We start from the raw sequence: 11,740 nt of genomic DNA, 5'->3' as shown, positions 1-11,740 counted from the left end.
AGACAGAATTTTCTTGTGGGGTGGGCCCGAGAGTCCGCGCCCGAAAGACCGATCGACATACGAAGGTCGATCGACCTTATTTTATCCAAAAGGTCGATCGAACGGGATTCAAGCCGTCACAGAACATCTGCGCGATCGTAACAATTCCAAAGCTTGCTGTTTTACCCTACCCTCCATCACCTCTTTTTGCAAATTAATAAAAGCCTCAAAATCTTCTAAACCGTACTTAGTCATCTGCAACTGCTGTCGCAACTGTTCTTCGGCCTCAACCGTTAAGTAACCTGTTGCCAAAGCTTTTCGGACAATTTTACTGATTAAAGTCATAGTAGATTTACCCTGAATACACCTACGTTAAAACACTGGAGTTTTGTCAACCGACTAACTCAGCTTTTAGTTTGTTTCATAATTACCCTTAAAATAGGTTAAATCTACCTTAAGGTCTATGTAAATAAAGTTATTTTTGATACATCCCTGCAACTTTAGCGATTTTAAATGTAGAGTGCTATTCAATTGGTATATTTAGTTTTTGCCAGGTCACATTATTCTTCAAATACGTTAAATCTACCTTAAGGCATATTTAAACATAGCGATTTGTGACATGGGAAATTGCCTCGCTTTTAAATGTAGAGTGCGCTTAAATTGGTATATTTAGTTTCTGTCTAACAACAGCCGCCATTCTCTGACAGCAAAAGGAGGAACCAGCACTTGTGTTTCTTTTTGATTTTTCACGGGCAAACTCAATAGCAAAGGTCGATTACTTTCCAATTGTGTAATTATTGATTTGAAATCGTATTCTCCGACATTAATTGGCAAATCCGACTCCTTCCAAATATCATTAGCATTGCCAATTTCGCGCTTGCCCGCCGCAACTTTCAGCGGAACCTGGTGCTGTAATTCTGTTCCGGGAAATCCTACCAATCTCAGATTTAAAGACTTTACTACTCCCGACTTGACTCGCTTGTACAAAACAACTTGCCATGCTTTATCCTCTGTATCGCGCAGGCTTTGTACGGATCGGAACATTACTGTCTCAGCAGTTTCTGGATATTTGTGAATCGAGGCGAAAGCGGGCGGGCTGATAGCTAAGATTAGATACAAACACAAGCTAATGACAGTTAAAGTTCTACGCCAACAATAATGTTTTTTCAACTTGCAATACCTCCAATAATTTACACTTTTTAGCAAAAAGAGACAAAAAAACAGGTTTGTATTGAGATTATTAAGGGATGAACAATAAAAGACAAGAAGCAGGCAGGTTTTGTATAAAGATTATTCATCAATGACCAAGTTACGCGCTAAACCTGCCCTTACATTATACCTCGGCTTGGTTTCCTGAAGTTAGGCGCTAAACCTGGTCTTACCATGTACATAGTCGGGTTTATTTCCAATCGGTTTCAGCTTGGGATAGCACGTAAGCTGAAACATCGATAATTTGTTGTTCCGACAAACGATCTTTGTAAGCGGGCATAATACCTTTGCCGTTGGTTACTAAGTTGGAAATGTTGGCGATGGAATCCATGCCGTATTTTTTTAATGCTTTTTGTTTCAAGTTTTTGCCGCGCCTGATAATGTTGCTGCCGTTGATGTGACAACCTGCACAATTGGTGCTGAAGACTTCGGCTGCGGTTGTGGGATTTGTAGCTGTATCTGCGATAGCCATTTGGGAATTAGTGGCGATTTCTACAAATGCCAGTGTCAGTATCAATAGAAAGGCGCTGAGGATTTTTTTTAACTTCTTTAGCGAAATCATTTATTTGCAATTTGAAAAATAGTGCTGGATTTAATGATATCACTAAATACGGTTTTTGAGTTAACTCAGCGATTTATTCTTCCCAATCGAATGTGCGGGAAACTGCTTTTTTCCAAAAGCGATATTTTTGTTCGCGAAGTGCGATCGGCATTTTCGGTTCCCAAGTACAATCCACCGCCCAATTGTCCCGCAATTCGGCTAGCTGACTCCAAAAACCCACCGCCAAACCGGCCGCATAAGCCACACCGAGTGCAGTAGTTTCTGCTACCACAGGCCGCATCACAGGCACTCCCAAAACATCGCTCTGAAACTGCATCAGCGTATGATTTACCACCATACCTCCGTCTACTTTTAAAGACAAAAGCTGCACAGCAGAATCCTGATTCATCGCCTCCAATACTTCTCGCGTTTGCCACGCTGTAGCTTCCAATACTGCGCGGGCAATGTGTGCCTTAGTCACGTAGCGAGTTAAACCTGCAATTACTCCCCGGGCGCTGTCTTTCCAATAGGGCGCGTAGAGTCCAGAAAATGCCGGGACAACGTAAACTCCACCGCTATCTTCAACTGTATTTGCTAATGTTTCTACTTCTGCAGATGTGTTGATGATACCCAAATTGTCCCGCAGCCACTGCACTAAAGCTCCGGCGAGCGCAATACTGCCTTCTAAAGCATACACAGCGGGCGATTCCCCCATCTTGTAGGCGACTGTTGTTAGTAACCCGTTTTTTGAAGGGACGATCGCCTCACCAGTATTCAGCAGCATAAAACAGCCCGTACCGTAAGTATTTTTGGCCTCCCCCGGACTGAAACAAGTTTGCCCGACGAGGGCGGCTTGCTGATCGCCCAAAGCAGCAGCAATTGGAACACCTGCAAGCAATCCTTTTGCAGTTCCAAAAACTTGACTCGAAGGGCGAATTTCGGGCAGCATCTGGCGGGGAATTGCCATTATTTCCAAAGTTTCCGCATCCCAATCAAGGGTTTGCAAATCCATCAGCATCGTGCGGCTGGCGTTGGTAACATCGGTAACGTGCACGCCGCCACTCAGGTGCCAAATCAGAAAAGTATCGACATTGCCAAAAATCGCATCGCCTCGATTTGCCGCTTCGCGCAATCCTGGAATATTGTCCAGCATCCACTTAATTTTCGGCCCGCTGAAATAAGTTGTCAGCGGCAAACCGCATCGTTTTTGAAATCGGTTTTTGCCCTCAACTTCAGCTAATTGATCGCAAATAAAGCGAGTGCGAGTATCTTGCCAAACAATCGCATTGCCGTAAGATTTGCCAGTTGTTCTGTCCCAAACAATTGTAGTTTCGCGCTGGTTTGTAATACCGAGTGCAGCAATATCTTTGGGGTCGATATTGCCGATTTCGAGGGCATTTTTAATCACGCTTTGGGTGCGCTGCCAAATTTCATCGGGATTGTGTTCCACCCATCCCGGTTGCGGATAGATTTGCTGGTGTTCTTGTTGGTTGCTGCAAATTCTCTGTCCCAGGCGATCGAATATGATAAATCTGGTGCTGGTGGTTCCTTGGTCGATCGCTGCTACGTATTTTTTTGCCACTTGTCTAAAACCTTTTTAGTAATGAGCTATTTAACGTATATGATACTATGTAAAACACAACCTAATCTCAAAAACTTTAGCTTAGGGAACTTCACAAGTTGAAACTGGCAGATTTGCTCAGGCGCGATCGCACAATTAAGGTCATTGGCTTTGACGACGCTCCGTTTTCTCGTACAAACGGCAGTCTGGTGTCGATCGCGGGCATAGTCTGCGGGGGAACTCGATTTGAAGGAATGGTGTGGGGACAAGTCCTCCCAGACGGATTAGATGCCACCGATGCTATTTCTGGGCTACTCCTCGGAGGCAAATTTCTGCCGCAATTGCATCTGGTTTTGCTAGACGGAATTGCTTTCGGCGGCTTCAATATTATTGACCTTCCCGAGTTAGCATCGCGGCTGCAAATTCCTTGCGTTGCTGTCATGCGCCGCCAACCAAATTTAGCTGCTGTTGAAAAAGCTCTCCGCCATTTACCCGACTCGGAATACCGTTTAGAATTGTTGCGCCGCGCTGGTAAAATTCACGCTTTTGAACCTTTCTTTTTTCAAGTTGCCGGCGAACAACCAGAAGTAATAGCGAGGGTTCTCCAGCGTTTGACAGACACTGGTAAAGTTCCTGAAGCTTTGCGTTTGGCTCATTTGATTGGTGCAGCGGTAATTACTGGAGTTAGTGGCAGTTCTGCTTGAATTATTGTTAAGAACGGGCAAGATGCCCGTTCCACAAAGAGGAAATTTTCTTGTGGGGTGGGTCGGAGAACCCTTTAAGAACGGGCAAGATGCCCGTTCCACAAAGAGGAAATTTTCTTGTGGGGTTGGGCATCCTGCCCGCCCATGAAAGGTTTATTGACAATGGTGCAATATCTCAGTTTCTACTCACTTACTTACACAATTTCGCCGTCTAATTCACCGAATTCGATTTGAGTTCCCAACGCCAAATTTAGGGTACTTTCAGGTTCTACCATTTTTATATCACCTTGAATGTCGGTAGCCCACCAAGCGCGATCGCACAAATTGGTCAATCCTAACGAAAGCTCGTTTCTCGATCGAGAAGTGACTATAGCTACAAGACCGTTAGATGCTGCGGCTGTTAAACTCGGTATGTCAGAAGTGAATAGTTGAGTTCCCGCACTCAGAGGAATAACTCGACTGCCTAATTTGAGAGAAACTTGACCGCTGGTCACAGAATTTACTGCGGGCTGATCTGATATAAAGGTAGGCGGAATATTTGCCGATGTTGGGGCTGGCAAATCAGAGTTTCCTACTGTAATTGTACAGTTGCCGATTTTCTTTTGGTCGCCCGATCGCAAATAACTCACCGCCCCGCTATCAACATTCTCGCAAACAATTTGACCTGCTTCCAATTGAAACCGCATTGCTAGGGGCGAAACATTAGGAATGCAGATAATAGACAAATTTTCATCACTGCCAAAAGTCACCGGTTCGGAACCCAGAGTGAGAGTGCGATTTGCTCCCGTATCGTAACTAATTACCAGCCAAGCTTTGTTGAACAAAGTTTCGGCTACAACGAGCATGATGCCAATCCAAAAACCGATCGCAGCACAGCCAGCTAAACGGCCCGCCGTACCGGATAAATTGTAAGCAAACAGAATAAACAAACAGCCGCCCAAAACTCCCCCAACACCGCCGCCTCCCGTGCCGCGAAGCGCTCCCAAATTAGGAATCCGCTGTGCAAGTCCCAGTCCTAACAAACTGCCAGCTATTCCCCAGCAAATTACTCGCAATAATTCGTTGTTTCCGTCGCCAATTCCGCTATAAATACCTTCTGCGATCGCCCCAGAAATGGCTCCTGCTATTAAACCAAACAATCCGCCATTTTTTAAAGCCTGTTTAATTTGAGGCTTACCTTTGATATAGTAATAATAGCCGAACATGATAGCCGTAGCAATACCACCGCCTACCAATCCAAACCAGCGACCTGTAGACAATACACTATCAGAAAAAGATTCCGAACCAGGGAGTCGCTGCATGAAAGGTTCGGTGATTAGATTGCCGACGAAACCGCCGACTGCACCGCTAATGCCAAACTGCAAAGCTTTTTTAAGGGCTGATAGATTTCTTTTCACGGCGCACCAGATTAAAAGTGAGAGTCAAATCTAGCTACAAGCTCGAAAGTTAGGATTTCCGATAATTTTATATCTGGCATCGTGATCGAGAACAGGCAAGATGCCTGTTCCACAAACACAAAGAGTGAGTGTTCTTGCGGGGAGTAAAAGTTGGGCCCCAGATCCCGCCCATCCAAAACTTATTGAGAATGCTGCAAGATGTGAGACGGTCGCACATCTCCCCCCTCACTGGTGTCAACTTAAGGTAAAACCGATAGTCCGTCAGGGGTGGAAACAAGAACCTCAAAGCCAAAGTCCTCGCGAAGCGAGGACTAATGAGTTCTTCAGTCCTCTTTTAGAGGACTTTCGCTATGAGACAGGGAATTCATTCCCTGGCGGACTGCCGGGTGAGCGAGAGGACTGGTGGACTAAAAGCTTAAGTTGACACCAATGCTCCCCGCCTCTGTCCCCCCATATCCCGCTTGTCTCCCTCTCAGGGCCAAGCCTTTGATCCTCGCGCCCTCGTCCGTCACAATTCCCGCTCAAGGCTCGATCGCCTGTAACCATTGCTGCCAGATAATTTTAGCAATTTTTAATCGGTGAAATTTTAACGGAGAAGACCCAAGCGAGGGCCCAAATATGAAAAGGAATGTTACAAACTATTACAGTAACACTCAGAATGTGAACATAATGCCTCAAAATACTTGCGAGAGGTAGTTGTGTCAGAGAAGCAATATCCTTACTAACTGCCCGACAGTCACTCGATCGCCACTAAGTGGCCTGCTGCAATCTCGATCATAAATTAAAGATCGCATCAGTCATTTGTGGTATTGTAAGCGACAGGCTTAGTGCGAGCACTCACAACCGCACCGGCGTGAAGAACGAGCGCCGTTAAGCACCGAAGGCAGTCACCCGCCAACAACTTCAACAGTTGCTGGCTGTGGAAAGTCCAGCCTTCCCCGTCAAAGCTCCTGCCTGAGCAGGAAAGATACGGGACGCAAGCGCCCGCCTTCGCTAGCTCAGCGCAAAGCAGTTCATATAGCAAAATATCCAGCGGGTACACACAAGATGAGTATCGTCACCAAATCAATCGTCAACGCAGACGCCGAAGCTCGCTACTTGAGCCCAGGTGAATTAGATCGGATCAAAAGCTTCGTCACCTCTGGTGAACGCCGCGTCCGCATCGCCCAAATTTTGAGCGAATCCCGCGAACGCATCGTCAAGCAAGCAGGCGACCAACTTTTCCAAAAGCGCCCTGATGTTGTTTCTCCCGGCGGCAACGCTTACGGCGAAGAAATGACCGCAACTTGCTTGCGCGACATGGACTACTACCTGCGTTTGATCACCTACGGAATCGTAGCTGGCGACATTACTCCGATCGAAGAAATCGGTATTGTCGGCGTCCGCGAAATGTACAAATCTCTCGGCACCCCGATTGAAGCCGTCGCCGAAGGCGTTCGCGCTATGAAAAGTGCAGCAAGCTCGCTGCTGTCTGGAGAAGACGCTTCCGAAGCTTCCTCTTACTTCGACTACGTTATCGGTGCGATGCAGTAAGGAATTTTGATTTTAGGTTTTCGATTTTAGATTGAAAAATTGGGGGTTGCCGGCAACAAGTTAAAAGCTTTTGCAAATAACCAGCCAGTTAAAAATCTCAAATCCCAAATCCCAAATTCCAAATTCTAGCTCCAAAATTGGACTGACTCAGCCACTTTCTAGGAAACAAGACAACCATGCAAGACGCAATTACCGCCGTTATCAATTCCTCTGACGTTCAAGGTAAGTACCTCGACATCAGCGCTCTAGACAAGCTCAAGAACTACTTTGCTTCTGGCGAACTGCGCGTCCGCGCCGCTACCGCCATCAGCGCTAATGCAGCCACAATCGTCAAAGAAGCAGTTGCTAAGTCTCTGTTGTACTCTGATGTAACTCGTCCCGGCGGCAATATGTACACCACTCGTCGTTATGCAGCTTGCATCCGCGACTTGGACTACTACCTCCGCTATGCCACCTACGCTATGTTGGCTGGCGACCCTTCCATCCTCGATGAGCGCGTGCTCAACGGTTTGAAAGAAACCTACAACTCCTTGGGCGTGCCCATCGGTTCTACCGTACAAGCAATCCAAGCAATGAAAGAAGTCACCGCCGGTTTGGTCGGTTCTGACGCTGGTAAAGAAATGGGCGTCTATTTCGACTACATCTGCTCTGGCTTGAGCTAAGACTCAGGAAGAAGGAAGAAGGAAGAAGGAAGTTCGGCAACGGATTCTGTAACGGATGTAACGGATGTAACGGATGTAACAGATTTCAGTCCGATGGAAGTCGGAAGAAGGAAGAAGATTTATTTCTTGCCTCTTTTAACTTTTCACTTTTTACTTTGGACTTGTTACCTTTGACTTTGAAAAGAGGTCAGGGAAGTTGAGAGTGATTGCTAGACCGTCAAAGGCTGGTCGAGAAAGCCCGACGAGTTTTAACGAGCTAGTTTTGACTCCTAACTCCCTGCCTTCAATCTTTAAAAAATCCATCTAATAATCTGTAAACCTACTCAGGAGTTAGTTTCCCATGAGAATGTTTAAGGTGACTGCTTGCGTCCCAAGTCAAACCCGCATCCGCACTCAGCGCGAATTGCAAAATACCTATTTTACTAAGCTCGTTCCTTACGACAACTGGTTCCGGGAACAGCAAAGAATTATGAAAATGGGCGGCAGAATTATTAAAGTGCAACTGGCTACCGGTAAGCCCGGAGCTAATACAGGTCTACTGTAAGAGCCGAAGCTGGATTAGTAGAGGGGTAAGAGGTCGCGATCGACCTCTTTTTTGTTTGTTATAGTTATAGCAGAAGAAAGAATGTCCAGCGTTGTTAATTTAATCATTGACAAATATTTTAATAAGCAGAAAGTATAACTGCGATTATCGCTAACAAAACAGCAAGCATTTGTGGTAACGTAATAGCCTCTTTCAAGAATAAAGACGATAATAATATAGTAATCAGCGGGTAGATAGACGTAACACTCACTACATTGGCAACTTCACCTTTGCCAAGGGCTATAAAAAATACTAATGATGCCACAGTGCCACAAACGCCAACTAACATGGCAAACAAAATTCCCCTAACATCTCCCTCAAAACTAAAATTATTAGTTTTGATAATAATAAATAAAGTAGTTAAAATAGCGCCAATTGCTTCATAAACAAAAGCAGTTTTGTAGTCAATATATTTAGTCGCTAAATTCCCAAAAAATCCCCACAAACCATATAATAGCGAACAGATTAATGCGTAAATTAACCAATCTGGTGCTTTAGCCATCTTTGTTAGAGTTTATTGAGATCGTTCTAAAATCCTATGGCTAATGACATTCGACGCTTGATTCCTTTTTTTGACCCCAGCGCGTCTCAATGGGCCGCTGAGGCTCGGTGGCTGAGGTGGCTAACTTTTCTGTGGCTGTTTGTCGGGCTGACAGCATTGTTTTCGGCTTCCTATCCCATTGCAAATTATGAATTTGGAGACGGCCTTTATTATTTTAAACGACAGCTAATCGCAGTGGCGATCGGGCTGGCCGGTTTTAACTTGATGGTATACTCCCCCCTGCGCTACCTGATGAAAACATCTCAGTTAGGCGTTTTGTTGCTGCTGGGATTGCTCTGGTTGACCTTAGTTCCGGGGGTGGGAACAACAATCAACGGGGCGACTCGCTGGATATCTCTGGGCCCGGTTCCGATTATTCAACCTTCTGAGTTGATCAAGCCGTTTTTTGTTCTCCAAAGCGCCCGCATTTTCGGCAACTGGTCCCGGTTGACGAATAAAGTTCGCTTAACTTGGCTGTTAATTTTCGGTGCAATGCTTTTGGGAATTTTGTTGCAGCCAAATTTAAGTACCACGGCTTTGTGCGGGATGACTTTGTGGTTGGTGGCTTTGGCGGCGGGCTTGCCTTACTTGCAGTTGGGCGCAACGGCTATGGGGGGAATGCTTTTAGCCGTTTTAAGTATTAGTTTTAGGGAATATCAGCGCCGCCGGATTATGTCTTTCCTCAATCCTTGGGCTGATCCGATGCAAGACGGCTATCAGTTGATTCAAAGTCTCCTGGCTGTGGGTTCTGGGGGCATTTGGGGTGTGGGTTTGGGGATGTCGCAGCAAAAGTTATTTTATTTGCCGATTCAGTACAGCGATTTTATTTTTGCTGTGTTTGCTGAGGAGTTTGGTTTGGTGGGAGGTTTCTCGCTGTTGCTGATGTTGGCGGCTTACTCTACTGTGGCTTTGAGGGTAGCGATGAAGGCCCGGAATATTGAGTCTCAGTTGGTGGCGATTGGGGTGATGGTGGTGATGGTGGGACAGTCGTTGCTGAATATTGGGGTGGCGACGGGGGTTTTGCCGACTACGGGTTTGCCGCTGCCGTTTTTTAGTTACGGGGGTTCTTCGATGTTGGCAAGTTTGTTGTTGTCGGGGTTGCTGATTCGGGTGGCTAGGGAGAGTTCTGAGGCTGATGTGGTTTCTTTAAACGGCCTCCGTGGAAAGTCGGGAAAGCCGAAGTTGCCATCGAACAACGGCACTCCACAACCCGAATAATTTGTCAAGTTATTTCCTAAACTCGCGGATGACTAGAAACCGGGTTTTTTAACCACAATATTTGGTTAAAACCTTCAATAAAAGTCAAAAAACCCGGTTTCTTTATCTTCTGCTGCGGTATCATTCCGAGCGATCGACTATTTCCGCCCGTCACCTTTATTTGGCGGTTCTTCTTGTTGTTCTTGAGGTTTAGCTGTGATCTCAGTTAATTCTTTTTTGTCTGGTTGCGGTGTTTCTTGAGTTGAGTTAGCCATTGAGTTTAGTCCTAAATAGATGCACCGCTTAATGATATCTTTTCCGGCTACAAATGTGTTGCTGTAGATAGGGGGAGGAAAATCAAGACAGACAATTCTCATGGAGTGGCATTTGAGCTTTAATAAGTGTTAGCAATATTTTGATGTGTCAAGCGGATATTCAAACCAGAGCTCTCTCAAAAGTTATGAAACTGCAAAAAATTGGATGGTCGGCACTGATCTCAATCTTAGCGGCGCTGACTGTAGGTGAGTTTCGGTTTATCCCTAATTCTCAATTTAAAATCATCAATTCTCAGGCCTTGGCTCAAACCCAAGCTGAGCGGAAAGCCGAAGCAGACCGACTGTTCAAGCAAGGGCTTCAGCAGTATCAGATTAGTCAATTTCAAGCTGCATTGCAGTCTTGGCAACAGGCACTAATAATTTATCGAGAAATAAAAGACCGCCAAAGCGAGGGGAAAGCTCTGGGAAATCTGGGACTTGCTTACGATTCCCTCGGCGACTACGCCAAAGCCATCGAGTACACTCAGCAGGTGTTGGCGATCGCGCGAGAAATTAAAGACCGCCAAAGCGAGGCGAGAGCTCTGGGTAATCTGGGAAGTGCTTACTTTTCCCTCGGCGACTACGCCAAAGGGATCGAGTACACTCAGCAGGTGTTGGCGATCGCGCGAGAAATTAAAGACCGCCAAGGCGAGGGGAAAGCTCTGGGAAGTCTCGGAAGTGCTTACCGTAACATCGGCGACTACGCCAAAGCGATCGAGTACGCTCAGCAGCATTTGGCGATCGCCCGAGAAATTAAACACCGCCAAAGTGAGGGGGGGGCTCTGGGAAATCTGGGACTTGCTTACGATTCCCTCGGCGACTACGCCAAAGCGATCGAGTACGCTCAGCAGCATTTGGCGATCGCCCGAGAAATTAAACACCGCAAAAGTGAGGGGGGGGCTCTGGGAAATCTGGGAACTGCTTACCGTAACATCGGCGACTACGCCAAAGCGATCGATTACGCTCAGCAGTGGTTGGCGATCGCCCGAGAAATTAAAGACCGCGAAAGTGAGGGGAAAGCTCTGGGAAATCTGGGAAGTGCTTACCTTTCCCTCGGCGACTACGCCAAAGCGATCGAGTACACTCAGCAGTATTTGGCGATCGCCCGAGAAATTAAACACCGCCAAAGTGAGGGGGGGGCTCTGGGAAATCTGGGAACTGCTTACTTTTACCTCGACGACTACGCCAAAGCCATTGAGTACGCTCAGCAGGTATTGGCGATCGTGCGAGAAATTAAAGACCGCGAAAGCGAGGGGGGGGCTCTGGGAAATCTGGGAACTGCTTACTTTTACCTCGGCGACTACGCCAAAGCGATCGAGTACGCTCAGCAGCAGTTGGCGATCGCGCGCGAAATTAAACACCGCCAAAGCGAGGGGGCGGCTCTCAACAATCTAGGATTGGCTCTCGCCAACTCTGGCAATCTCCCAGCAGCAGAGAAAACCCTAAGTAGGTAGGCGGGAAAAAACCAATCTATGTAACAAAATATTAAGTTACCTAATTGGAGTTAAACTTAAGACGT

General features: G+C 46.4%; 12 protein-coding genes. 6 read left to right on the top strand and 6 right to left on the bottom strand.

Translation table 11 applies throughout. From position 1 onward, the window contains the following. Positions 1 to 108: 108 nt before the first annotated feature. The 4 genes from QUA83_RS18165 to glpK all read right to left on the bottom strand — a co-directional run bounded on the left by QUA83_RS18165 (position 109) and on the right by glpK (position 3,311). Positions 109 to 324 carry a hypothetical protein gene (locus tag QUA83_RS18165; protein WP_333044240.1) on the bottom strand — a complete coding sequence of 72 codons (216 nt, stop codon included), beginning with the start codon at positions 322 to 324 and terminating at the stop codon, positions 109 to 111. A gap of 324 nt (positions 325 to 648) precedes the next feature. After that, a complete protein-coding gene (locus tag QUA83_RS18160; protein WP_333294935.1) occupies positions 649 to 1,098 on the bottom strand; it encodes a DUF3122 domain-containing protein in 450 nt (149 codons plus the stop codon). A 280-nt stretch (positions 1,099 to 1,378) separates the two neighbouring features. After that, complete coding sequence (locus QUA83_RS18155) at positions 1,379 to 1,750, bottom strand: c-type cytochrome (protein WP_333294899.1); 372 nt, start codon at positions 1,748 to 1,750, stop codon at positions 1,379 to 1,381. A 73-nt stretch (positions 1,751 to 1,823) separates the two neighbouring features. Next, the gene (glpK, locus tag QUA83_RS18150; protein ID WP_333294898.1) at positions 1,824 to 3,311 is read right to left on the bottom strand and encodes a glycerol kinase GlpK; all 1,488 of its coding nucleotides are present in this window, start codon (positions 3,309 to 3,311) and stop codon (positions 1,824 to 1,826) included. A 98-nt stretch (positions 3,312 to 3,409) separates the two neighbouring features. Between glpK and QUA83_RS18145 the strand changes: the two genes are divergently transcribed. After that, positions 3,410 to 3,994, top strand: coding sequence for an endonuclease dU (locus tag QUA83_RS18145; RefSeq protein WP_333294897.1), 585 nt, complete (start codon positions 3,410 to 3,412; stop codon positions 3,992 to 3,994). A 194-nt stretch (positions 3,995 to 4,188) separates the two neighbouring features. On the opposite strand, the gene QUA83_RS18140 is transcribed toward QUA83_RS18145, so the two are convergent. Beyond that, positions 4,189 to 5,391: a hypothetical protein gene (locus QUA83_RS18140; protein WP_333294896.1), complete on the bottom strand. Its 1,203-nt coding sequence runs from the start codon at positions 5,389 to 5,391 to the stop codon at positions 4,189 to 4,191. A gap of 1,047 nt (positions 5,392 to 6,438) precedes the next feature. On the opposite strand from QUA83_RS18140, the gene apcA reads away from it, so the two are divergent. The 3 genes from apcA (at position 6,439) to QUA83_RS18125 (ending at position 8,130) form a co-directional block, all read left to right on the top strand. Next, positions 6,439 to 6,924 (top strand): allophycocyanin subunit alpha, encoded by a 486-nt coding sequence (apcA, locus tag QUA83_RS18135; protein WP_333264621.1) that lies wholly within the window; start codon positions 6,439 to 6,441, stop codon positions 6,922 to 6,924. A 176-nt stretch (positions 6,925 to 7,100) separates the two neighbouring features. Beyond that, positions 7,101 to 7,586, top strand: coding sequence for an allophycocyanin subunit beta (apcB, locus tag QUA83_RS18130; RefSeq protein WP_006634930.1), 486 nt, complete (start codon positions 7,101 to 7,103; stop codon positions 7,584 to 7,586). 340 nt (positions 7,587 to 7,926) lie between these two features. Beyond that, positions 7,927 to 8,130 carry a phycobilisome linker polypeptide gene (locus tag QUA83_RS18125; protein ID WP_006634929.1) on the top strand — a complete coding sequence of 68 codons (204 nt, stop codon included), beginning with the start codon at positions 7,927 to 7,929 and terminating at the stop codon, positions 8,128 to 8,130. Positions 8,131 to 8,248: 118 nt separating this feature from the next. Here the strand turns inward: QUA83_RS18125 and QUA83_RS18120 are convergent, their stop codons facing one another. Continuing rightward, positions 8,249 to 8,671: an EamA family transporter gene (locus QUA83_RS18120; protein ID WP_333294895.1), complete on the bottom strand. Its 423-nt coding sequence runs from the start codon at positions 8,669 to 8,671 to the stop codon at positions 8,249 to 8,251. 36 nt (positions 8,672 to 8,707) lie between these two features. On the opposite strand from QUA83_RS18120, the gene QUA83_RS18115 reads away from it, so the two are divergent. Together QUA83_RS18115 and QUA83_RS18110 are read left to right on the top strand one after the other, a co-directional pair. Further along, positions 8,708 to 9,928: an FtsW/RodA/SpoVE family cell cycle protein gene (locus tag QUA83_RS18115; protein ID WP_333294893.1), complete on the top strand. Its 1,221-nt coding sequence runs from the start codon at positions 8,708 to 8,710 to the stop codon at positions 9,926 to 9,928. A gap of 439 nt (positions 9,929 to 10,367) precedes the next feature. Further along, positions 10,368 to 11,675 (top strand): tetratricopeptide repeat protein, encoded by a 1,308-nt coding sequence (locus tag QUA83_RS18110; protein ID WP_333294892.1) that lies wholly within the window; start codon positions 10,368 to 10,370, stop codon positions 11,673 to 11,675. The last annotated feature ends 65 nt before the right edge of the window (positions 11,676 to 11,740 follow it).

The organism is Microcoleus sp. K1-B1 (assembly GCF_036704705.1).
In the GTDB taxonomy this organism is placed as follows: Bacteria; Cyanobacteriota; Cyanobacteriia; order Cyanobacteriales; family Microcoleaceae; genus Microcoleus.
The sequence above is the reverse complement of the archived record's forward strand: the minus strand, read 5'-3'. Positions and strand labels throughout refer to the sequence as shown.